The 23,575-nt window shown below is 45.9% G+C and carries 19 protein-coding genes and 1 pseudogene; 10 read left to right on the top strand and 10 right to left on the bottom strand.

Annotated features, from left to right (window positions below):
• Positions 1–106: 106 nt before the first annotated feature.
• Positions 107–1,192 (top strand): annotated as a pseudogene (locus QUA45_RS21685) (ISAs1 family transposase); the annotation flags it as partial.
• Here QUA45_RS21685 and QUA45_RS21680 read toward each other — a convergent pair.
• Positions 1,170–1,649, bottom strand: coding sequence for a M15 family metallopeptidase (locus QUA45_RS21680; protein ID WP_333222082.1), 480 nt, complete (start codon positions 1,647–1,649; stop codon positions 1,170–1,172). The pseudogene QUA45_RS21685 and the gene QUA45_RS21680 sit on opposite strands and share 23 nt — an antisense overlap.
• Positions 1,650–1,733: 84 nt before the next feature.
• A complete protein-coding gene (locus QUA45_RS21675; protein ID WP_333222081.1) occupies positions 1,734–2,267 on the bottom strand; it encodes a hypothetical protein in 534 nt (177 codons plus the stop codon).
• Positions 2,268–2,786: 519 nt separating this feature from the next.
• On the opposite strand from QUA45_RS21675, the gene QUA45_RS21670 reads away from it, so the two are divergent.
• The gene (locus tag QUA45_RS21670) at positions 2,787–3,035 is read left to right on the top strand and encodes a gamma-aminobutyric acid A receptor, epsilon-like protein (RefSeq protein ID WP_333222080.1); all 249 of its coding nucleotides are present in this window, start codon (positions 2,787–2,789) and stop codon (positions 3,033–3,035) included.
• A 133-nt stretch (positions 3,036–3,168) separates the two neighbouring features.
• On the opposite strand, the gene QUA45_RS21665 is transcribed toward QUA45_RS21670, so the two are convergent.
• The gene (locus QUA45_RS21665) at positions 3,169–3,525 is read right to left on the bottom strand and encodes a hypothetical protein (protein ID WP_333222079.1); all 357 of its coding nucleotides are present in this window, start codon (positions 3,523–3,525) and stop codon (positions 3,169–3,171) included.
• A gap of 121 nt (positions 3,526–3,646) precedes the next feature.
• Here QUA45_RS21665 and ychF point away from each other — a divergent pair, with 121 nt between their 5' ends.
• A complete protein-coding gene (gene ychF / locus QUA45_RS21660; RefSeq protein ID WP_333094433.1) occupies positions 3,647–4,738 on the top strand; it encodes a redox-regulated ATPase YchF in 1,092 nt (363 codons plus the stop codon).
• Positions 4,739–4,759: 21 nt separating this feature from the next.
• The gene (locus QUA45_RS21655; RefSeq protein WP_333094432.1) at positions 4,760–5,125 is read left to right on the top strand and encodes a phage holin family protein; all 366 of its coding nucleotides are present in this window, start codon (positions 4,760–4,762) and stop codon (positions 5,123–5,125) included.
• Between the two features lie 151 nt (positions 5,126–5,276).
• Here QUA45_RS21655 and QUA45_RS21650 read toward each other — a convergent pair whose 3' ends face one another.
• The 3 genes from QUA45_RS21650 to QUA45_RS21640 form a co-directional block, all read right to left on the bottom strand.
• Positions 5,277–5,708: an NUDIX hydrolase gene (locus QUA45_RS21650; protein WP_333222078.1), complete on the bottom strand. Its 432-nt coding sequence runs from the start codon at positions 5,706–5,708 to the stop codon at positions 5,277–5,279.
• A gap of 219 nt (positions 5,709–5,927) precedes the next feature.
• Complete coding sequence (locus tag QUA45_RS21645) at positions 5,928–6,380, bottom strand: DUF3531 family protein (protein WP_190737061.1); 453 nt, start codon at positions 6,378–6,380, stop codon at positions 5,928–5,930.
• 128 nt (positions 6,381–6,508) lie between these two features.
• The gene (locus QUA45_RS21640; RefSeq protein WP_333222077.1) at positions 6,509–7,525 is read right to left on the bottom strand and encodes a Sll0314/Alr1548 family TPR repeat-containing protein; all 1,017 of its coding nucleotides are present in this window, start codon (positions 7,523–7,525) and stop codon (positions 6,509–6,511) included.
• Between the two features lie 384 nt (positions 7,526–7,909).
• On the opposite strand from QUA45_RS21640, the gene QUA45_RS21635 reads away from it, so the two are divergent.
• The 3 genes from QUA45_RS21635 (at position 7,910) to QUA45_RS21625 (ending at position 10,235) form a co-directional block, all read left to right on the top strand.
• Positions 7,910–8,575 (top strand): energy-coupling factor ABC transporter ATP-binding protein, encoded by a 666-nt coding sequence (locus tag QUA45_RS21635; protein ID WP_333046972.1) that lies wholly within the window; start codon positions 7,910–7,912, stop codon positions 8,573–8,575.
• Between the two features lie 120 nt (positions 8,576–8,695).
• Complete coding sequence (gene rsmG / locus QUA45_RS21630; protein ID WP_333222076.1) at positions 8,696–9,424, top strand: 16S rRNA (guanine(527)-N(7))-methyltransferase RsmG; 729 nt, start codon at positions 8,696–8,698, stop codon at positions 9,422–9,424.
• A gap of 25 nt (positions 9,425–9,449) precedes the next feature.
• Positions 9,450–10,235, top strand: coding sequence for an SDR family oxidoreductase (locus tag QUA45_RS21625; protein WP_333222075.1), 786 nt, complete (start codon positions 9,450–9,452; stop codon positions 10,233–10,235).
• A gap of 182 nt (positions 10,236–10,417) precedes the next feature.
• Here QUA45_RS21625 and QUA45_RS21620 read toward each other — a convergent pair whose 3' ends face one another.
• The 3 genes from QUA45_RS21620 to rpiA form a co-directional block, all read right to left on the bottom strand.
• Positions 10,418–11,173 (bottom strand): Fe-Mn family superoxide dismutase, encoded by a 756-nt coding sequence (locus tag QUA45_RS21620; RefSeq protein WP_333094427.1) that lies wholly within the window; start codon positions 11,171–11,173, stop codon positions 10,418–10,420.
• Between the two features lie 214 nt (positions 11,174–11,387).
• Positions 11,388–12,572 (bottom strand): aldo/keto reductase, encoded by a 1,185-nt coding sequence (locus QUA45_RS21615; RefSeq protein WP_445305338.1) that lies wholly within the window; start codon positions 12,570–12,572, stop codon positions 11,388–11,390.
• A 233-nt stretch (positions 12,573–12,805) separates the two neighbouring features.
• Positions 12,806–13,522 carry a ribose-5-phosphate isomerase RpiA gene (rpiA, locus tag QUA45_RS21610; RefSeq protein WP_333094426.1) on the bottom strand — a complete coding sequence of 239 codons (717 nt, stop codon included), beginning with the start codon at positions 13,520–13,522 and terminating at the stop codon, positions 12,806–12,808.
• A gap of 39 nt (positions 13,523–13,561) precedes the next feature.
• Between rpiA and QUA45_RS21605 the strand changes: the two genes are divergently transcribed.
• The 3 genes from QUA45_RS21605 (at position 13,562) to QUA45_RS21595 (ending at position 23,282) form a co-directional block, all read left to right on the top strand.
• The gene (locus QUA45_RS21605; protein ID WP_333222074.1) at positions 13,562–13,876 is read left to right on the top strand and encodes a hypothetical protein; all 315 of its coding nucleotides are present in this window, start codon (positions 13,562–13,564) and stop codon (positions 13,874–13,876) included.
• A gap of 877 nt (positions 13,877–14,753) precedes the next feature.
• Positions 14,754–18,011, top strand: a complete 3,258-nt coding sequence (locus tag QUA45_RS21600) for a tetratricopeptide repeat protein (RefSeq protein ID WP_333094423.1) — start codon at positions 14,754–14,756, stop codon at positions 18,009–18,011.
• Between the two features lie 414 nt (positions 18,012–18,425).
• Positions 18,426–23,282: a choice-of-anchor Y domain-containing protein gene (locus tag QUA45_RS21595; RefSeq protein WP_333222073.1), complete on the top strand. Its 4,857-nt coding sequence runs from the start codon at positions 18,426–18,428 to the stop codon at positions 23,280–23,282.
• 77 nt (positions 23,283–23,359) lie between these two features.
• Here the strand turns inward: QUA45_RS21595 and QUA45_RS21590 are convergent.
• The coding region (locus QUA45_RS21590; RefSeq protein WP_333222072.1) for a diguanylate cyclase domain-containing protein at positions 23,360–23,575 on the bottom strand (216 nt) is incomplete at its 5' end.

The following is a 23,575-nucleotide window of genomic DNA, read 5'->3' as shown; positions in this document are numbered from 1 at the left end:
CGAGGCTTAACCATAGACCCAGCTCAGGTTTGAGAGATTTTGTCCTATTATACTCTGCCTAGAGTGACAGAAGAGGATTATTTTGATGACGTACCAGACCTGCATAGTGGAGCGAACCAAACAACATTTACTCAAAGATATTCTCGTCATTGCCCTTTTAGCGGTTATAGCCGGAGCGGATGGGTGGGAAGACATGGAAAATTATGGAATCAGTAAGCTTACCTGGTTACAAAAGTTTTTAAAATTACCCAATGGCATCCCGAGTGATGATACATTCCGTCGGGTCTTTGAAAAGTTAGACCCCAAAATGTTAGAGCAAAAATTGCGAACATGGCTCAACCAATTAATCGGTTCAATTAGCCAAGAAGTGATCCCGATTGATGGAAAAAGTCTGAGAGGATCTTAGGACCGACAAAAAGGGGTAAAAAACTTACATTTAGTGACGGCGTGGGCGAGTGAACATCGGTTAGTCTTGGGACAAGTCAAAGTTGAAGAGCATTCAAATGAAATCACAGCGATCCCGGCATTATTGGAATTAATTGACATCACCGGAGCCATTATTACGATTGATGCGATGGGGACACAAACCGAGATTGTTCGGTTGATTCGTCAGAAAAAAGCCGATTATGTAGTCACTTTAAAAAGTAATCATCCAACTCTTTACAATCAAGTTAAAACCTGGTTTGAGATGGCGAAAGCTCAAGAGTTTGAGGGAATTGAATTTAGTCAGGATTCTCGAACGGAAAAGGGACATCATCGCGTCGAAATTAGAAAAGTTTGGGCGGTGTCTGTGGCGGCATTAGGAGGGCTTTATAAACAAGAACAATGGACAGATATTCAGACGATTGTTTTTGTAGAACGAGTCCGTCATCTGGGGAACAAAACGACTCAAGAGGTACAGTTTTACCTAAGTTCTTTACCAGTGGATGCTCAGCTTAATGGTCGTGTAATTCGTCAACATTGGGGTATTGAAAACCAAGTTCATTGAACTTTAGATGTCACTTTTAATGAAGACCAATGCCGCATTCGGTCGTTAAACAGCCCTCAGAACTTGGCTCTTCTAAGACGAATGGCACTTAATGCCATCAATCAAGAAACGACTCTCCGACGTAGTGTGCGACAAAAAAAGAAACGAGCGGCAATGAATGATGACTATATGATGCAGATTCTCAAATGCTTGTGTCAAGCCTGATTAAGATGCTCTTACCCTGGCTTTGACCTGGAGGTGCAGCAGCGGTAATTCCACACAGTCCTGCTTGATAGCAGTTGTAGAGAAATAGTTGTTGAGCAATGGTTCGATACGCTGAGTTTACAATCAGTTTTTCACCCCGATCGCTAATAGCACGAGCGAGAGCTTTTTGTGCAGGAAACTGAAGAAAAGGATGAACACCTTCACCCATATCTACGTTGATATCCGCGAAACTTACAAGGCAATTTGGCTCTATTTTGTTCATCTCTTCGATGAGCTGCTTGTCGAGCAGGCGAACTACAGCCGTCGAACAACCTGGAGCGTCCAGAAGTGTCACTGTACCGCGAGCGCCTACTTCTTCCAATGCTCGCCGTTGAGCTGGGTCATTATCTATTTGATTGATGCGATCGCACGGTTCAATGTATGTAGGCGTGGTTACTAAAAGACTATCTTGGTTCATGTTCATGCACCCTTAAAAATTAATAAATTTGCTTTCTTGTCTCAACTCCAAGGGCAAAGCGATCGCCCTCAAATGCACCAACTTCTATGCAAGGCTATTTGCCACTGGCAGTCCCTCGCTGTCTGGCGTATCCTTTTCATCACCTAACTTTTCTTTCCAAACTCCACAGATTGTCTCTGAAGTAGCCGAAGCAATTGTAGAAGTGGCTGAACAAAGTGTTTTGACAATCAACGTAGCAGCAATTACAGCGAGGGACAAAGCTATATTGAATTGACTCGCTAAAATCGGCGCTAAAAGTGCGACTCCTTTATCAGAATTTTCTTTAAAGCTTGCCAGAAGTTTAGCTTTTAGTTCTTGATCGTCAAACAGTTCCCCACACATTAAGTTATGAGTTTTGACGTTTAGCTGCTTGAAATAGCGATCGCCAAAGTTGACATCAGCACGATCGGGACTTCCACCTCTCGGAGTCGCACTTAGAGCCTCATCAAGACTTTCTAAAGAAGCAGATCGCGCTGTTGGATCTCTCGCTATTTCTTGAACTCTGATTCCAAGCTGCGCCTTGAGACTATCTTCATCAAGCTCTAACAGCTTTTGATATAATTCATCACTTTGTGTCATAAAGCTTAATTTTAGTTGTTGAATTTCAACTAAATTTTGGGGCTGGTCGTGGTTTGATTCTAAGAGAGCAATCCCCAAAAACTTCCTAGCTTTTAGTTCAGTCTTAAATTAGGCAAAAGGTCAGCTCCCAACTGGCCGTAAGTACAGGACATAACCTGTACTTTTGGGTAGGTGTCGTGCCAAACCAAAGGCGGGCAAGGCTTTTCGGAGGGCGATCGATTCCGCGATTTTAGATTTTAGATTTTAGAATTGCTCCCACGGGCAGCAGCGATCGCACGTGATGAGTACGCTACGCTTTTTTCAAGGGTTCACAGCCTGTACCGGGGGGCTGTGACCAAATTGCTTTCGGTCAGCATAAAAAATAAAATACAGATCAACCCGGTTGCTTTCGTCTACTCCAAAAAGCCGATCAAAAATGGTGCAAAATATCAATTCTAATAAATTTTCACTATTTAGATAGATGTCGTATTTTTGTTTTTTTATCTAGCATGATTGTATCGAGTTATTAATAGAATTGCCGTGATTTTTCCCAACCCTACTCCATTTCCCGGCCCGCAGATTCCCAGTACCGAACCGGGGCTGCCGACTATACCCGCATCGCCACCAGTGCCGGGCCCCGTTCCCGAACCGATTCCCGGTCCAGTACCGGAGCCGGTACCTGGACCAATTCCGCAGCCAATTCCCGAACCGGTGCCGGAAACAGTACCCTCTCCGATTCCTCAAACAGTGCCGGGGCCAATTCCTCAGACAATTCCTGAACCTGTTTAAATTATGTTTTAGTCGATCGCGAAATTTAAGATTGTTTGTAAGGTCGATCGCAAAAACCGGGTTTCTCCAAAGTCCCCCATCTTTTTGTTGAATATCAGACTTTAAAAAACTCGGTTTTTGGCTAAATTATCAATTAATTGAAGTTAAGCGCAGTCTCTTTACAAAGGTCAACAGCCTCCAAATCAGTGGATTTGCCGTCAGAGTATTCGGCCCTGACATCGAAAATACACCCCGCATCCGAGCCGCCGTAGTCAGCTTGATTCCACTCAAAATCTGCCTTCTTCCGATCGGCAATCGGGACCTCTAGCTCGTTTTCTCCCCAAGTATCCTTATCGGGAGGAGACATATAAACGGCTGTCATCGTCTTGCCGCTGTTGTTAATCACCGAAATTTTGACCACCTCAGCGAAAACGCTAGCTGCTGTCAGCGCTAACAGGGGCAGCGACAGCCCCGCAGCTATCGTTACTTTGCTTAACCACTTGTTAACCATTGAGCCATCTACCTCAAGTTAGATATTTATTCAAGCTTAGCTTTAGAAGTTAGAAGGCACAAGTCAGATATATTGCTATTGCTTATGATATTTTGAAACAGTGATATGTTTCTAAATAGCTATGCTTACTGCCGGAATTGTCGGACTGCCTAATGTTGGCAAATCTACTTTGTTTAATGCTCTGGTTGCTAATGCCAAGGCGACTGCTGCTAATTTTCCTTTCTGTACCATCGAGCCAAATACGGGTATCGTGGCAGTGCCAGACGAACGGTTGAAGGTGCTGAGCAATATTTCCAATTCCGCCCAAACTGTGCCGACGCGGATGGAGTTTGTGGATATTGCGGGTTTGGTGAAGGGGGCGAGTCAGGGGGAAGGACTGGGAAATCAGTTTTTGTCTCACATTCGGGCTGTAGATGCGATCGTCCACGTTGTCCGCTGTTTTGAAAATGACGATATCATTCACGTTGCGGGTTCTGTCGATCCGATCCGAGATATTGACATTATCAATCTCGAATTAATTCTAGCAGACTTAGCTCAAATTGAACGCCGGCTCGATCGCACTCGCAAGCTCGCCCGCAACAACAAGGAAGCTCAGGCAGAAGTGGATGTGCTCGAAAAATTAGTCGTGGTTTTGAATGCGGGGAAACCGGCGCGGCAGTACAATTTCACAGATGAAGAAGCTGAATTAGTTAAAGGTTTGGAATTACTGACCAACAAACCAATTATCTATGCTGCTAACGTGTCTGAGGACGATTTAGCAACAGGAAATAGCTATGTCGAACAAGTGCGGGAAGTAGCAGCTAAAGAAAATGCTAAGGTTGTCATAGTTTCGGCGCAAGTTGAGTCAGAATTGGTGGAGTTATCCGAGGAAGAACGAACGGATTTCCTAGAATCTCTCGGAGTAAAAGAAGGGGGCTTGAAATCTCTGATTCGAGCTACTTACGAATTATTGGGTTTGCGGACTTATTTTACTAGCGGGCCGAAAGAAACTCGCGCTTGGACGATTATCGCGGGAATGTTAGCACCGCAAGCTGCGGGGGTTATTCACTCTGATTTTGAACGGGGTTTCATCCGGGCCGAAACTGTGAGTTATGAAGATTTGGTTGCTACGGGCGCGATGAATGCCGCTAAGGAAAAAGGGTTAGTTCGCAGTGAAGGAAAAGAGTATATTGTACAAGAGGGGGATGTGCTGTTGTTCCGATTTAATGTTTAGCTTTTTTAAGGAGATGAACACATGGATATCATTTCGCTGGCAATTGCTTGGCTGGTAACTTCGGTGAGCTTTTTTATCATTTCCAAGTTGCCCATTGGGGTGGACATTGACACTTTTGGAAAAGCGATGATTTCGGCGGCGGTTTTTGGATTGCTGAATGCTTTAGTGCGGCCGCTTTTTGTGGTTTTGGGTTTTCCATTGGTGTTGGTAACTTTTGGTTTGTGGATAATTGTTATCAACGCGATTATCTTTGGATTAGCGGCTTGGCTAGTCGAAGGATTTCGCTTGCGGTGGGGAATTTGGAGTGCTTTGCTGGGTGCTATAGCCCTCGGTTTTATTAACTCTTTGCTCTATGAGCTGTTGCGGACTCTGCCTAGTGTAAGGTAGCTCCGGGTAATGCGGGGGGCGGAAGGAAGGGGCGGGTTTATTCATCCTGTTAGTTATCGCAAATATTTCAGGTGAAACACGCCCCTAGGGCAAATATTTTAGATTTAATTCCCCCATCTCAGGTATTTGTTTTTTGGTATTGGTTGAGTTATTAGCTTTCGCAGTAGTCAATAAATTGTTCGGGAACTAGGCGCAATTCGCCCGATCGAAAGCGCTCGATTGGCATCCAAAGTGCGGTAAATACCCAATCTCCGTCTGCAAAAGCTAGACTCTCCAATTGATAAAATTTGGGATCGACAAATTCGCACTGATAGAGTTGTATTAGTTCGTGTCCGGCCTGACCATTAAAAATAAAAAAATTTTCCAAACAAGCCAAATATTTGATATTTGTTAAATCGGCTTTAATTTCTTCTTGAAACTCTCTTTGCAAAGCGTCGATGCTGGGTTCTCCGAATTCTATGCCACCGCCCAGAGCTCGGTAAAATGTGTCTTGTTTGACCGGATCTTCGCATTCAGACACGAAAATGCGATCGCCCGATCGAATTAATCCTAAAACAATTACGCGAATTGTACCTTTTTGCATAAATTAGTTATCAGTCATCAGTCCTGACGCATCAAAACCAAAACAAAAGAAACCGGGTTCCGACTTCGCCCAACCAGCAGGTTTTTTGCCGTTGATGCGGGCTGTAACGAAGTATGATGCAAAAAACCCGGTTCATTACTACCCGTGCGTAAGTTTTATATTACTCAGCAATCATCACTCATTATCCGTTTATCCGTGTAATGTCTGTCGTGTCAAGGGTTAATTATCAGCAGCAAAAGCCTCTCGACGGCGAGTGTTGTCAACGGGCCAGTCTGTATTTTCCCCGCCAATAATGAGTTTTTCAATGGTTACGAATTCTTTGCTGAGTTGCTGGAAAACATTAATCAAAACATCAAGGCCAATTGCATCGCTAGTGCCCAAATCAAACCAGCAGCGAGCCCAAGAACCTTGATACTCCATTTCTCCCATATTGTGCATCAAAGCCATCATGCTTTGGTCGGCTAGATTAACATCGTAATTCATCTGACTGATATCTAAGCCTTCATCTTGAACTTGCAAATTTTCCGCATTAAATCCTCCCAGTTTTCCCAAGAAAAACCAAGAGTCAAACACTTCTTCAACATACTGTTTTTCACCGTTTGAAGGCACGTTGCTGAACTTCAGCCAAATCCAGAGGTCAAAGGGGTTAAACTCGCGAAACTCTACTTGCATCAATTTTATCAAAGAAAGGGAATGGAATTGCAGGAATGGGATTGCAGGACAGAGGAAAAGCGGGAGAGAGGAAAAGCGGGAGAATTTTTCTCCTGACTCCTCACTTCTGACTTTCCCTCTGACTCTTTTTATAGTGGTGGTAAGGCCGCGGGCCCCCAGACTCCATCTGCATCTCTAATTTTATCGCGCATCGGGTCGCAGGCACGAGATTTGCTGTCGAGACGGTTACGGGTTCTGCACTGCTGAAAGAAGATTTCTGCTACTAAACTGCGCGGCAGTTGGTCGGGTTTTGCTAAGGCTGCGTCGAAGTTTTTTCGGGCTTCCTCAAGTAAGGTTTTGTTACCGTCTTTTCCCTGGGATTGGGAAAACAAAATTTGTGCTTTTAGATAGAGAACTTCGGGATTGTTTGGCGTTTCTGCTAGGGATTTGTTGGCAAATTCTAAAGCCCGATCGTACTTTTTCAAGTCTCGATAGCCGACGGCCATGCCGCGATAAGCTAAGTAGCGAGGAGAGGCTTTTTGTTCTAGTCTTTGAATGGCTTCGTTGGGGTTGGAAAAGGGCAGGTTGGTGGCTAGAATTAAGTCCATGTAGCCTTTGAGCAGGTTGAGTTCTGGATCGTTGGGCGCTATTTTATCGGCGGCATCTAGGTATTGAAATACTACTCGCAATTTACTCAAAGCTTGGGGTGCACCTTTGGCTGTTCCTTCTTTGGCTATAATGTTCGCCCCTTCTAGAAAGTGACCTGTTGCTGTGTAAATATTGCCGCGCAATGGATTAGTTTTAGTCAGTTTTTCGCCGACTTCGCGGGTTTTTTGTGCGTAGGAATTCATCGAGTTTAAGTCCTGCTCGATGTATGAGAGGGAAGCTGCCATTGCATAGGCTAGCGGCTCGTTTGGTTCGGCTGATAGTGCTTGTTGAATTTGAGTTTTTGCTTGTTTGTAGTTTCCTTGCTGAAACATGGTTTTGAAAGCGGTTTCGGTGTTGGGCCCGATCGCCTGCGGGTTGCTGCTGCGAAAGGGATCGCCTGCTAATGCCGAGTTAATGCAGATGCTGAGGGCGATGGCTCCTGCACTGGCGATCGCCCGCACTGTCTGTTTAGAACTTAACATTTGCTTGCCAAGCGATGCTAAAGGGGTTTTCGTCATCGTCAATTCTCTCAATGGAATATACTGTAAACTAGAAACAAGAAAGTTAAATTTTTAGACTTTCGGGCCGACACCAAAAAAAGAGTGAAATTTGCTTGATTTTTTGTGGTTGTTGAGGTATATTTTAATAATCGTAGTGTGGATTGTAATATATTAAAGGACAGATTCCCATTATTAAAATATACCATGAAAAAACAGAAAAATTAAACGTCAATCGTGAAAAAACAGGAAATCTTTGTAAAGATTTATGTAAAATAATAGTGTGCGATCGGCCCAAGCTAGAAACAAATCGCTGAGGCTGGATAATTAATCCGTGTATCCTTGTCAAAATTCGTGTCAAAATTCGTGTAGTGCCTTCCTTCTCCCCAATCACCAATTGCGTTAATGCTTTATCTAAAAAACTTAGTATATCATCCTACCGCCTGTCCGAATGCTATTCTGAAAAATATTAACTTAGAACTTCCCTCGCAGCAAATGGGGCTGATTGTGGGTCGCAGCGGTTCAGGCAAAAGTACGCTCTTAGAAATATTAGCAGGTTTAGCCGAAAAAACTAGCGGCGACATCCGTTGGCGGGAACAAGAATTAACACCGGAACACTTGCAACAGTTAGGAGGGTTAGTATTCCAGTTTCCTGAAAGGCATTTTTGCGGCGGCACAATTTTAGAAGAATTACGGTTGGGTCATCCTGAATTGGGACAAGAACAAATTAACTCAGCAATGGCAGAAGTGGGGCTAGGACATTTGCCACTGCGCGCTTCTCCCCACGCTTTGAGCGGCGGACAACAGCGGAGGGTAGCCCTGGCGGTGCAGCTAATTCGGCAGCCGCATTTGCTACTCTTGGACGAACCGACGGCGGGTTTGGATTGGTCGATGCGGCGGCAGTTAGTCAGCTTGTTGAGTAAGTTGAAAAGTCACTGGACTTTGTTGATTGTAACTCACGATGCTAGCGATTTGTTGAGCGTTGCCGACCGATTTTGGACTTTAGACCACGGGGATTTGCAGGAGGTCGATCGGGCTAAGTTAGAAGCTAAGGAAACGAGTTGCGTTTGATTTTTCTGGCGTTGCAAAAGGTTTCCCGGCGAATAGAATTCGCGTTTGTACAAACGAAGTCCGCCTACGCGGACAGCAAGAAACAAGTGAGAATCGAACTAGATGATAAATGAGATTAAAATGCCTGTGTTGCCCCAGATGAACGAGTTGTGGCAAAAAACACTGAATTGGCAGCCGGATGAGTCGCAGCAACAACAATTTCAGCGACTTTATGAGTTAATTGTCGAGGGAAATCGCTCCTTGAATTTAACTCGAATTACTGAGCCGATGGAGTTTTGGGAAAAACATTTGTGGGATTCTCTGCGGGGAATTGCCAGACTGCTGCCACCTAATCAAAATTCGGCGGAAAATCCCGAATTGGCTGCCGAGTCCGTGCAGAAAGCGATCGACATTGGGACTGGTGGAGGTTTTCCGGGGTTGCCGATCGCGATCGCCCTGCCGCATTTATCAGTTACGCTGCTCGATTCTACGCGCAAAAAAATTGCTTTTTTGGAAACAGTCGTGCCGTCTTTAGGGATAGAAAATGCGGCGACTTTGTTGGGTAGATCTGATGAAATTGCCCGACAGCCGCATCACAAACAAGCTTACGATCTAGCACTTCTTAGAGCAGTTGGAGCAGCTTCTATTTGTGCTAAATACGCGCTGCCATTCCTTAAAAATGGCGGTTTGGCTGTACTTTACCGAGGGAATTGGACGGTGGAGGAAGAAACCGAGTTGCAAAGGGCGATCGAGCATTTGGGCGGTAAAGTTGAGTCAGTAGAAGCATTCACAACGCCGACGACTCAGGGGGCGCGGCACTGCGTTTACTTGCGGAAAGTTGTACAGCAGTTCGAGCGTCCCGTGCGCTAGCTACAGCCGTTTTTCAATACTAACTATGCTTGCCAATAAGATTGCACTTGTCACAGGTAGCTCGAAAGGAATTGGTGCTGGCATCGCCCTTGAATTAGCCAAATCGGGTGCAGATATTTGTGTCAACTATTGCGATTCTCCAACATCTGCACTCGAAGTAATCAACCAGATTCACTCACTCGGCCGTCGCGCTATCGCGATTCAAGCAGATGTCTCACAGCGCGACCAAGTGGAAAGGATGGTCGATACGTGCGAGCAAGAACTCGGTCAAATCGATATTCTAGTAACAAATGCGATCGCTAGCGTCCGAAACACCTTGCTAGAAACTAAATTTGAGGATTTGCAGCGGACACTAGAAATAGGGGTGTACGGTGTGTTTCACGTATGTCAAATAGTCGCCCGCCGTATGGTGGAAAGGAAGGCCAAAGGCTCGATTATCCATATCTCATCCCCGCACGCCCATTTTCCCTATAAGGGTGCGATTGACTACAACACCACCAAAGCAGCCTGTCATCACCTCGTTCTTTCTATGGCTAATGAACTGATGTGGCACAAAATTCGGGTCAACATCCTAGAGCCTGGGTGGACTGATACTCCGGGCGAGCGACGCTGGTACAGCGATGAATTGCTTGAGTCGTTCAGCAACCAAATGCCTCTCGGTCGGATGGGCTTCCCGGAAGACTTAGGCAAAGCAGCAGTTTTCCTGGCATCTGATGCAGCTAGCTACATCGCGGGTAGCGTGTTAAAGGTAGATGGTGGGTTGTACATTGAGGGCAGCCCGAGTTTGACAGGAGAATCAGAAAATAAGTAGGTAGGTGGCATTAAACTTAACCATCTAACAGTATGTAAACATTGCTCAGTCAGCCACGCTTAATGCTCAGGATATTTTACAATCGTTGACTTACTTAATTGCGTTTTACAGCGCCTACCTACTTAAAACAGAGTTGGTTGTTGAGCTGTTTGCGCTCGATCGCAACAACAAGCTTTTTTGAACTAAGCGCTAGCCTTTTCGTAGCGCTTGTTAATTTCCGCCCAATTAACAACATTCCACCAAGCTTTTAAGTAGTCGGCGCGCAAATTTTGGTATTTGAGATAATAAGCGTGTTCCCAAACATCGTTACCCATAATTGGATAGTTGCCATCTATCAAAGGCGTGTCTTGATTTGCCGTAGTTGTAATCTCAAGTTTGCCAGCTTTATTGCGGACTAGCCAAACCCAACCGCTGCCAAAACGCTTGGCGCCGGCATCGTTAAATTTTGTTTTAAAATCGTCAACACTGCCGAAAGTTTGCTTAATTGCTGTTGCAATTGCCCCTGTGGGTTCGCCGCCGCCGTTGGGACCCATGATTTCCCAAAACATACTGTGATTTAGGTGTCCGCCACCATTGTTACGCACGGTTGTGCGAATATCTTCCGGCACTTTGCTCAAATCTCGCAGCATATTTTCAGCACTCATATTTTTGAGTTGCGGGTATTTGCTGACAGCATCGTTGAGGTTTTTAACGTAGGCGGCGTGGTGTTTGTCGTGGTGAAATTGCATTGTCCGCGCATCGATGTGCGGTTCTAAAGCATTGTATTCGTAGGGCAGAGGTGGCAGCGTAAAAGGCCCGGGGGTTTGGGCTATTTTTGGGCTTTCTGCAACTGGACTTGCTTGCGATACATTATTTCCTGACGCTTGGCAAGCACCTGCGGTAATAGCTCCGACGGTGGCTGTCACTAAATACAAGAAATCTCGGCGTTTAAGAGTCATAAAAAGTACCTGAGTGAATTATTAACTGTTTTATATCAGATTAAAGCAAAATGGGAGTGAGTTGAGAAAAAAAGTTGTATCGCCCGAATGGATGAGACGGATGGGCGATGGTTGTGAGAGTTTCTCAAGTATAGGCTAATTGTGTGCGCGTAACTAACTCACGTGCTCCGGTTCACCAACCCGGTTTCTGTCTCGAAACCGGGTTTTTTTTAGATTATTCTTGGGACAAGCGCTGGATGGCTTGACCTCCAAAAAGCCGATCGGCTGCTTGAAGAATACCGGGAATTTTAGCAGCGTGGGGACTGTGGGCGAGAGGGCGGCGCAAGTCTAATTCATCGAGGCGATCGGCTTTTTTGCCGGGGAACCAGTGGCCCCCATTACCTAAAAGGTTGTAGCGCATCTTGCAATAGTCGATCGTATCGTAAGCCTGCGCCAAATTCCACAGCCACAGAATCACATAAATATTAATGCCTCCGGGAGTATTTTCGATAGTTGGTAAACCTACGTGCCAAGTTTTAAACCAATCTTCTCCTAATTTATCAATTGCTGCTTTTTCTAATTTTTCTAATATCGGAGGCAAAATTTCATCGGCTCTATCTAACAATTCTACAGCTTTCAGATGTTCGTTAAAATCTTCAGGTTTGGCTGCGCCCAAACTCAAAGTGTGTACTTGCGGATGCGACAAACAAAACAAATCGTTAAACACCATCGGACTCAACGGATAGCACAAATCTACCAATTTTTGCGGCGGGCTGTAAAGTTGACCGCCTTTATCGGAAGGACTGATAATAAAAACGCCCATATCGTGACGTTTAGCAGCTTCAATAGCCGGCCAATTAATTTGATTGATGTAGTACCAGTGCAAGTTAAGATAATCAAATTGATTAGTTTCTATTGTTTTGACAATCACATCCGTCGGGCCGTGGGTTGAAAAACCAATAAACCGAACCTTGCCTTCTGTTTGCAACTTTTTCGCCACATCCATGCAGCCGCCCGGACGCATAGACTCCTCTAGCAATTCCCAGGTATTAATGCCGTGTAGCGACAGTAAATCGACGTATTCTAGTTGCAAATAAGCTAAGGATTTATCAAATTCTTCGCGAAACTCTTGGGAGTTTGGTTTGGGGTTAACTTTCGTTTGCACTATCAATTTTTCGCGGGGAAAGTTCGGCAAAATTCGCCCCAGTTGCATCTCGGAAGTGCCGTAACCGCGAGCAGTTTCTATATGATTGATGCCGCATTCAACCGAGTAGCTAATCGTTGCTTCTAGATTTTTTTGATTGTCTGGTGGAATTTCATTGGCTGGCACGTCTTGCCATTTGTACTGATATCTCATGCCACCGCAGGAAAAGACGGGCATGGATAATTCTGTGCGACCGAATCTGCGATATTGCATCATCATAATTAAAGTCAAAGCTATAGCATAAGGAGGAAGAAGGAAGAAGGAAGATGTAACAATTGCAAGGGTTTCAATGATTAAGAACTTCTTAATAGTCTTGGCTGTTGCTATAGGGTAAAAAAACAAGTTTTTTGTATTTTTGCGGGTGGTAACTCCTATCTTACAGCCTTCTCATGAACAGGCAAGATGCCTGTTCCACAAAGAGTTTCTGACCAGCCGCCGGCCAGTTTTGACTATTTAGAAATTTCGCGTACTACTGGTTTTCCGTCTTGGATTTCGCCGACTAAAACCAAATCTGTACAGTCTACAAACAAACCATTTTCTAACACACCGGGAATGTTATTCAAGCTTTTTTCCATTTCGCCGGGGTTGGCAATGTCATCAAATTGGACATCGATTACCATATTACCTTGATCGGTAATTACCGGGCCTGCTTTTTTCACACCCATGCGGAGTTCTGGTTTGCCACCCAATTTTTCAATGGCGCGCATCACTGGTGTTAATGCCATCGGTATAACTTCGATGGGCACGCGAAAAGTCGAACCCAATTTATCTACGATTTTGGAACTGTCCACTACTACAATAAACTGAGTTGCGAGGTAATCGACTACTTTTTCGCGGGTGTGGGCCGCACCACCACCTTTAATTAAGTTGAGGTGAGGATCTACTTCATCAGCGCCGTCAATAGCAACATCAATTCTGTCGATTTCATCTAGTGTTGTCAGCGGGACTCCGTACTGTTTGGCTAACACTTCTGATTGAAAAGATGTCGGTACTCCCTTGATATCTTTGAGTTGACCGGATTTTATGCGATCGCCCAATGCTTGAATAGTATAAGCTGTAGTTGACCCGGTGCCGAGTCCGACAATCATACCAGATTGTACGCGATCGGCAGCAGCAAAGCCGACTTGCTGTTTCATCAATTTTACGGGATCTTGTTCTGTGGTCATGTTCGGTACTCCTCAATAGTTTTAAGATTGTACCATTTAATGAAAATCCGATTTCTCGATACTTATACTTGGCATTACAACATTGAAACTCCTTACCGCGAACCTTTGGGGGGCACTCAGTCAGCTATTTGTTACTTAGCTGAGGCCTTGGCTGCACAGGGAAACGAGGTATTTTTACTCAACAATACTTCCGAGTCGGGGATGTGGCGCGGCGTTGATTGGAGGCGCAGGGTGGAGGACAAATCTAATTTAGAATTGCTGCGATCGCTCGATTTTTTAGTTATAGTCAATATAGTCGGCAAAGCGCTGAAAGTTAAGCCGCTTTTGGGGCATCACATTAAGTTAATTTTGTGAATTCATAACGAATCGGGCTTTGTATTTCTCCAATAGTTCCATAATCAGCGAGAAATCAATGCTTGCGATGCTTTTGTATTTGTCAGCGACTGGCAGCGCGAGCAATTTCATCGACCCTTTGGGATTGACTCCAATCGCTGTTGTGTTTTAAGAAATGCGATCGCATCTTGTTTTGCTAACATTTTCGCAGATCGTCTTTCTATCCTCACTCATAAATATCGACCGCCAATTCTAGCTTGCACCAGCACTCCATTTCGGGGACTCGATATTTTGTTAAAAGTCTTTCCCGAAATTCGTTAAGCTGTCCCCGGAACCAGATTAAAAGTAGTTTCAAGCATAAAAGTAAACCAAATAGACGACAATGATAACAAGCTTTTTGTAGGTCAACTTTACCGCCCGTGTCAGGCAACAGAAGGCGTCGAGTACATCGGTTCCGTACCCCCCCGAACTCGTCCGGCAACTGAACGCAGTTGCCGTTTTAGCTTACCTGAATACCTATTTAGAAACCTCATCTATTGCCGTGATGGAGCCAATGGCCAGCGGTTGCCGGATTGTGACGAGTGAATTGGCAGCTATGCCGGAAACAACTGCTGGATTTGCCCGTCTAGTTTCCCTGTCAGGGGTGGAAAATTTTGCATCGATAACTAATTGGAAGCGGGCGGGCTAACCAGATTGGGAGGGATATACAAGGCGGTTTTTAGAGGCCGTAGTTGGAGTTTTAAATGAGGACACGGGTGCGGGTGGCGCAACTGCTGAAAATCACCTGAGACAGCAGGTAGAATATATAAATCGAGGGTCTACTTGGTCTGTGCGATCCCGATAGTGGTTAAAATGGTTGAATATTATTAGTGTAAAAACTGTAAGAGTGGCAGAGCAAATGAGCCGGAATTCTTTAGTAGGTTTAGAGGCAGTGAGAGATTATTTTCAAAAGGGAAATTGGCTGAAAGATCGAGGCGATCTCGGTGGCGCAATCGAGAACTATCAGAAAGCTTTAGAGTTTAATCCAAAAGATGCAGAAGTTCATAAAAAGTTGGCGGAAGTTTATGTTTTGCAAGGAGAATTTGAAAAGGCGATCGCCTCTTGCCATGTCGCTCTTAAATTTCAACCCAATTTTGCTCCTGCTTACTTAACAATAGGCAATGCTTTGCAGAGTCAAGGCAAGCTGGAAATGGCAATTGAAGCTTACTTGCAAGCTTTAGAACTTCAGCCGGAATTTGCTGAAGCCAGCGCGAATATCGGCAGTATGTATTACAAGTTAGGGCAATTGGAACAGGCTGCCAATTATTACCAGAAAGCTCTGGTAATTAATCCTCAATTGTGTTCGGTCAATATGATGCTGGGCAGCGTTTTTCAGGAGCAAGGAAAGTTAGATGCAGCAATTACTTGCTATGAAAAAGTGTTGCAACAGCAACCGGGAGATGCCAGCGCTGCTGAGAAACTATCGAGTTTAATCGCACAAAAAGAGCGGCCAACTACTGACAGCAACTTTATCGAACTAGAAACAGAATCAGGCGAACAGCAACCAGTATCTGTCAACAAAGATGAAGGCTACGGATTGCAGCCTTCGAGCATCAATTTGCCGCCAGCTCCCACCACTGAAACTTTAAATACTCCGTTTACCAACCCCGCCGAACTTTCTGAACAAGTTACCTCGCTAAATGTTCCAGATAGCGGACAAGTTGCCAACTTTCAAGAAGTAGAACCCTACAAAAAACTGGCAGAACAGTTTTTAGTTCAAGGTAAAATTAAAGAGGCGATCGCAGCGTGCCAGCAAGCGATAAAAATCCGACCAGATTTCATCCACGCTTACGTCACTTTAGGCAATGCTTTGCAAGCAGAAGGCAAAAATGAAGCTGCGATTAGATCGTATTCTCAAGCCCTAGAATTGCAGCCAAATTTTGCAGAAGTGCGCGCCAATATCGGCAGTATGTATTTCAAAATGGGGCGTTTGGAAGAAGCGATCGCCCATTACCAGCAAGCGATTGCCCTCAGTCCAAATTTAGCGGGAGCTCACTGGAATTTAGGGAAAGTATATCAGAAACACGGCAACATCGAAGCAGCGATCGCCTGTTTTAAAAGAACATCCGAACTCAACCCGCAGCTAGTCGGTGCAGACTTCCACTTTAACTTAGGTAATCGACTTTTCAGCCAAGGAAAGCGCGAGGAAGCCATCGAAAGCTACGAAAAAGCGATCGCCATTAAACCAGATTGGGCAGAAGCTTACGGTAACATCGGCAGCGCGCGATCGCAACAAGGCAATCTCGACGCCGCCATCGCTTATTATCAGAAAGCTGTAGCTTTAAAGCCGCAATTAGAAGTTTTGCACTTCAATATAGCCAATTCTTTTTTGCAGCAAAACAAGTACGACGAAGCAATTACTAATTACCGCAATACCCTGCAAATCAAGCCCGACTGGCCGGAAGTTCACGCTAACCTCGGCAGTTGTTATTCCATGCAGGGGCGCCTCGAAGAAGCTGTAGCCAGCTATCAGCAAGCTTTGGCATTAAAACCGAATTGGGCAGAGGTTTACTGCCGGATGGGGCACATTCAAAAACAAGATAAGCCGTTGGAGGCGATCGCCAATTTTGAAAAAGCGATCCAATGCAACCCCAAATTTAGCGAAGCCTACCAACAATTGTGCGACTTGCTAAGTCATTCCACCAACCTCGCCGGAGCCCGTAGCATAGCCGACAAATACTGCGAAAACTGCGGCGAAAATGCCCCAATCATGTCAGCTACAGCATATGTCTTTTCCTACCTGCAATCAGGTGTAAGCAAACAGGCGATTCAGAAACTCGAAGAAATCGAAAAACTCTGCTACGAAAAGGTCGAAAGCTTTAGCGTAATCGAACTAAAACTGCTCTACGAAATCTTCTTGTTTGCAGTTTCTCACCTGCGAGACAACCGCGAAAAAAATGCCAGTTTCTACAGACTCATTGCCAAAGAATACTATCAAAAAGCCGTCCCCAAGCGCCAGCAAGTTAACAGAAGCAACCTAGCCAATTACCAAACAAAAGAACAGCGTCCTTTAAAAATCGGCTTTCTTTCCAAACACTTCCGCCGCCACTCAGTAGGCTGGTGCAGTGAAGCTTTAATTCGCGAATTAAGCCACATCACCCCCCACGTTCACCTTTACGTCACCGGGAAACTCAACCGAGATGAAGTTACGCAGCGGTTTGAAGACATGGCGGGCAAGTTTTACTGGCCTAAAAAATATCCAAACGGCTTTGCTGATGGCGGTGAAATTTTCGCGGAAGTAGCGCAAGACAACTTGGATGTTTTGATAGACTTAGACTCGATGACAGTCCCAACAAATGTCGAAGTGCTGTATCAATATCCTGCGGGGATTTGCGTTTCTTGGCTAGGATTTGACGCGCCCTACATTTCAGAGAATCACTACTTTCTCTGCGACGAACACACTCATCCCCCTGGTGTGGAAAAAAATTACTTAGAACAGTTAGTAAGATTGCCTGTTGGTTCGGTAGCAATTGGCGCACTGCAAAGCATTCCTGTCAATCGCGAGGCGATTAGAAACGCTCTCGGAATTGGCTTGGATCAAATGACTTATCTGTGCGTGGCGCCAGGGCGAAAAACCAATCCCGAAATGGTACGAGCTCAAGTTACAATTCTTAAGGAAGTACCCAATAGTGTGTTAATCCGCAAAGGTCAAGGCGACCCCGATATTATTCACAGCACTTACCGCGAAGAATGCGAAATTCAGGGAGTAGATTTTGGTCGAATTAAGTTTATAGGGCAAACCAGAAGTGAAGAAGAACACCGCGCTATTTATTATGTAGCCGACGTGCTTTTAGATTCCTATCCTTACAATGGCGGGACTCACAATTTAGAGGCTTTGTGGGCGAATTTGCCAGTGGTAACTCGCTCTGGCGACCAATATCTTTCGCGCATGGGTTACGCTTTTCTGAAAAGTGCAAATCTTGATGTTGGTGCAGCGTGGACTTGGGAGGAATATACGCAGTGGGGAGTTAAGTTTGGCCGCGATGCTGGTTTCCGAAATGCGGTGAAAGAGCATTTAATAAAATCTAAGCAGCCAGAACATCTCGCACCTTTGTGGAATCCTAAAAAGTTGGCTGAGGATATGTATGAGGTGTTTCAAAAACTGTTAGCTAAATAGGTAGGAAATTGCTATAGGAATTCCTCATTAGTTGTGAACTCCTTCCTGCCTCTCTTCTCTTCCTCTGCGCCTCTGCGTTCTCTGCGGTTCAATAAAAAAAGAGCTCTCAGGTAGATAAACGTGGTTTCTGGATATTTGTACGCTACTCACGGTAAAGTTTTGTAAAAAACTCCGTGGAAATGCGTAAATATTCCGCGCCGAGTCTGATAGATAAATAGCTGATTCATAGTACCGCGATCGCACTAACTTTATGCCAGTTAGGGCGATCGTTTTTTTGTGGTACGAGAATTACGCACCAGTTAAAGATTGCGTAATTTTTTTGACAGCAGGTAGAAAAACGATGACACTCATCAGTAAATTTGCTAGGCTTTCACATTATAAAACTCAGCAAAATCATCTACCTTTAGATACATCATGCCCAATCTTACCCTCTACGACGCGATTACCAACCTTCCAGGCGGAACGCCCCCCGGCATAGGCACGCCCAACGGCACCGCCCTTGCTTACGGACAAATAGCCCCGCCCGGTACACCACTTCCCACGCCCCCTTTTCTTCCCGGTTCTACGGCTTCTCTGGCTACGGGTGCGTTTACGCCAAACACAACGGGCATCAATACTGCCACCATCTACCCTGGCAATAGCAGTTCTGGCTACGCGGGTTACACCAATTACAATCCAACCTCGCTGCTTCCGGGTCAGACTGCAGCGATATTGCCGCCTTTCACCGCCACCACTCTAGACCGCACGGCTGGTTATACGATATCTTTTAATGCAGCGATTCCGACAGAAACTAGCAACCCCAACCGCGCGGGTTTCAGCGTCACAGCTATTAGCAGCGACGGCTTGAATGGTTTAGAATTGGGTTTTAAAAATGGCAGAATCTTTGCTCAGTCAGATACTTTTACTGAGCCGACAACTATTGGGCCTGAAAATGCCAACTTTAATACTTCTGCAAATAACAATTATGTCTTAAAAGTACAAGGCACTAATTACCAACTTTTTGCTAATAATTCCCCAACTGCAATCCTCACAGGGTCACTGCGTCAAATCCAGTTTAACCCAGGACAAAGTCAGCCTCCTTTAACTTTCAATCCTTACAGATTGCCGAGTTTCCTATTTTTTGGCGACAATACTGACCAGGGAAGCGCTACATTTCGCTTGGGCAGAATAGCTGTTAATGACTTGCCTGTTGCTACTCCAGACAATGCGATCGCAACTGTCGGCACTCCTAACATTAAAATTAAAGTTCTGGCAAACGATACAGGCGGCACAAAGGCACTGAGAGTGCAGAGTGTTACTCAACCAACAGGTGGCACTGTTACTGTTGACGACTGGATTTATGCAGGAGGAGATTTCACCAATATCGGCGGGCAGCCGCGCAATTATATTGCCCGGTTATACGGCAGCGACGGCACGGCAGATCCTACTTTCAACCCTAATGCGGATAACTTTGTCCGGGCGATCGCACTTGATGCGAACGGCAACCCAGTAGTAGGAGGATTTTTTAACAATATCGGCGGGCAGCCCCCTAACAGAATTGCCCGGTTGAACAGCAGCGACGGCACGGCAGATGCCACTTTTAACCCGAATGCGGATGCTGCAGTAAGGGCGATCGCGATCGATGCTAACAACAACCCGATAGTAGGGGGCGATTTCACCAATATCGGCGGGCAGCCCCGTAACAGAATTGCCCGGTTGAACAGCAGCAACAGTACAGCAGATCCTACTTTTAACCCCACTGCCGATAATAGTGTCTATGCGATCGCGCTTGATGCTAACAGCACAGTATTAGGGGGACAATTCACCAATATCGGCGGGCAGCCGCGCAACTATATTGCCCGGTTGAATAACAACAACGGCACTGTAGATGCTACTTTTAACCCCACTGCCAATAGTAATGTCTGGGCGATCGCTCTTGGAACTAACAGCACAGTAGTAGGGGGCGATTTCACCAATATCGGCGGGCAGCCACGCAACTATATTGCCCGCTTGAACAACAGCAACGGTACAGCAGATGCTAATTTTAACCCTAATGCTAATGATTTTGTCCGGGCGATCGCGATCGATGCTAATAACAACCCAGTAGTAGGGGGCTTATTCACCAATATCGGCGGGCAGCCGCGCAATTATATTGCCCGGTTGAACAGCAGCGACGGTACAGCAGATGCTACTTTCAACCCCAATGCGAATGGTACAGTCAATGCGATCGCGATCGACCCCAAACGCAGCATTGTCTACACTCCTAACCCCACTTTCAACGGCCTCGACACCTTCTCGTACACAGCAAGCGACGGTTACAGTACCAGCACATCAACTGTTAACGTCCTCGTCAACGATTCCCCAGTCTTAGACAACTCGGGCACGCCTAATTTAACAGCAATTAATGTCAACGAAACCAACAATACTGGCACATTAATATCTGCTATTATCGGCAGCAGCATCACCGACCCCAACGACGCTATTTCCCCGCGTCCCAGAGGCATCGCCCTCACAAATTTAGATACGACAAACGGCAGTTGGCAGTATACGACAGACGGCACAACTTGGAATAATATTACTACTGTTCCTACGGCTACAACTGCACTGTTGTTAGCAGCAGACGCGACAACTCGCCTCCGATTCGTTCCCAATACTAACTACACCGGAACAGTTACTAACGGCATTACTTTCAATGCTTGGGATAGAATTACTGGCACTAACGGCGGCACGGCAGATGTGACAGGGGACTTAGAAACTAATGGCGTTTCTAGTCCTTTTAGTACAGCCAGCGAAACAGCCAGCATTACAGTTAGTCCATTACCTGCTATTACTAATATCACATCAGATCAGGCAGATGGAAGCTACGGCATCGGTGCAACAATTCCCATTACCCTCACATTCAGTCAACCAGTTACTGTTACGGGTACGCCACAGCTTACCTTAGCCACAGGCGGTGCAGGTACTGTGATTAATTATGCCAGCGGCAGCGGCAGCAATACTCTGACATTTAATTACACAGTCACAGCCGGCAATAGCAGTCTCGACTTAGACTATACCTCCGCAACTGCCTTATCTCTCAACGGCGGTACAATTAAGAATGCTGCTAATGGTGATGCTGTCTTGACTTTGCCGAATCCGGGTGCAGCTAATTCCTTGGGTCAAAATAAGGCAATAGTAATTGATGGCATTGCGCCAACTGTCAATCCGACGACTATTGCTGATATTACGGTGGCGGGGGGAACCAGTCAAGGTTTTACTGTTACTTTTAACGATAATAGTGCGATCGATGTTACAACTCTAGACAGTTCTGACTTTTTAATCAATTGGTCGGGCGGTGGTATTCCTGTCAACTTTGTCAGTGTTGATACTAATACTAATGGCTTGACGCGGACAGCTACTTATTCATTTACTCCGCCTGGGGGAAGTTGGGATATTGCAGATAATAATCCAACTTACAGTATTAATCTGCAAGGTAATCAAGTTAAAGATACTGCTGGGAATCCTGTAAATCCTACGATTTTAGGAACTTTCAGCGTTAATATTACCGCGCCAACTCCGACTCCGACTCCCACACCCACGCCAACACCGACTCCCACACCCACGCCAACACCCACGCCAACACCGACTCCCACGCCAACGGAAACTCCGACTCCAACGGGAACACCAACTCCCACGCCAACGGAAACTCCGACTCCAACTCCGACTCCAACGGGAACACCAACTCCGACTCCAACGGGAACACCAACTCCGACTCCAACTCCAACGGAAACACCAACTCCGACTCCAACGGAAACACCAACTCCGACTCCAACGGAAACTCCGACTCCGACTCCAACGGGAACACCAACTCCGACTCCAACGGAAACACCAACTCCGACTCCGACTCCCACTCCAACACCGACTCCAACGGGAACACCAACTCCGACTCCAACGGGAACACCAACTCCGACTCCAACGGGAACACCAACTCCGACTCCGACTCCCACTCAAACACCGACTCCAACGGGAACACCAACTCCCACTCCAACTCCAACACCGACTCCAACGGGAACACCAACTCCCACTCCGACTCCGACTCCAGCGGAAACTCCGACTCCAACGGAAACTCCGACTCCGACTCCAACGGAAACTCCGACTCCAACGGAAACTCCGACTCCGACTCCAACGGAAACTCCGACTCCGACTCCCACTCAAACACCGACTCCAACGGGAACACCAACTCCCACTCCCACTCAAACACCGACTCCAACGGGAACACCAACTCCCACTCCCACTCCAACACCGACTCCAACGGGAACTCCGACTCCGACTCCAACGGGAACACCTACTCCGACGGGAACGCCTACTCCGACGCCGACCCCAACCGGAACGCCGACGCCAACGCCCACTGAAAGCGATTGCATTTGCGATACTATTCCGCAGCCCAATTTCAACCAACCCAATCAAGTTGACAATATTATCAACAGCAATGGTAGCGGTGAAATTCAGTTTGGCAGTGCGGGAAATGATGCTTTTTACGGCAGTCCAAATCAGAACCTTTTCGATGGGGGTTTAGGCGACGATAACCTCTATGGTGGTGAAGGAAACGATATCCTTTACGGGAACCGAGGCTATGATTTTATTGACGGGAACAAGGGAGATGATATCCTTTTTGGAGGAAAGAATAATGACATCATTTTTGGTGGCGAAGGTGAAGATCTCATTTTCGGCAATCGTGGCAATGATTCCATAAATGGCAAGGAAGAAAACGACTTAATTTTTGGCAATGAAGGTGCTGATTTTATCGACGGCGGTAAAGGTAATGATTCTGCATTTGGCGGTAAAGGTAATGATATTGTGTTCGGTGGCAAAGGCAATGATCTTCTCTATGGCAATTCGGGCAGCGATACTATCTGCGGAGGTGCTGGCAATGATTTCTTAAGCGGGAATCAAAGTAGCGATTTGTTGGATGGCTGCGAGGGAAATGATACTATCTTTGGCGGGGCGGGTAGTGACACTCTCACTGGCGGTTTGGGCGATGATATTTTAATCTCCGGTTTGGGGGAGGATAGTCTAATTGGAGGTCTAGGAAATGACACGTTTGTGTTAGAAAGTAACGGCGGGTTTGATGTTATTTCTGATTTCACGAAAGGGCTGGATGTGCTACAATATAAAGGCGGAACTATTGGAAATTTGGCAATAAGTCAAATTCCAGAAGGCACTTTAATCAGTAAAGCAAGTGGGGAACGTTTGGTGCTGTTGGTAGGGGTGCAAGCTAGTGCGATCGCACTTAGCGATATCACTTTACTTTAGTTATTGGTTATTTGTTGGTTATGAGTTATGGGCAACCAATAACTACTAACCAACAAATAACAAGTAGCAAGTAACAACTAATCACTAATAGCCACTCGATCGCGCCCGCCAGACTTAGCTCGATACAGTGCCTTATCCGCAGCTTCAATCAACATTTTCGGGGAATTTTGACTTTGCGAAACTGCCGCAACTCCCAAGCTGAGAGTCACAGAATCACTGACAACAGACTTAATGTGGGGAATTGCTAAGGCTTTGACGCGGCTGCGGATTCCCTCAGCAACAGCCTGTGCAGC

The sequence above is a fragment of the Microcoleus sp. Pol12A5 genome (genome assembly GCF_036701435.1).
Taxonomy (GTDB): Bacteria; Cyanobacteriota; Cyanobacteriia; order Cyanobacteriales; family Microcoleaceae; genus Microcoleus.
Note: the sequence above shows the minus strand (reverse complement) of the source record. Positions and strands in the feature narration are given on the sequence as shown.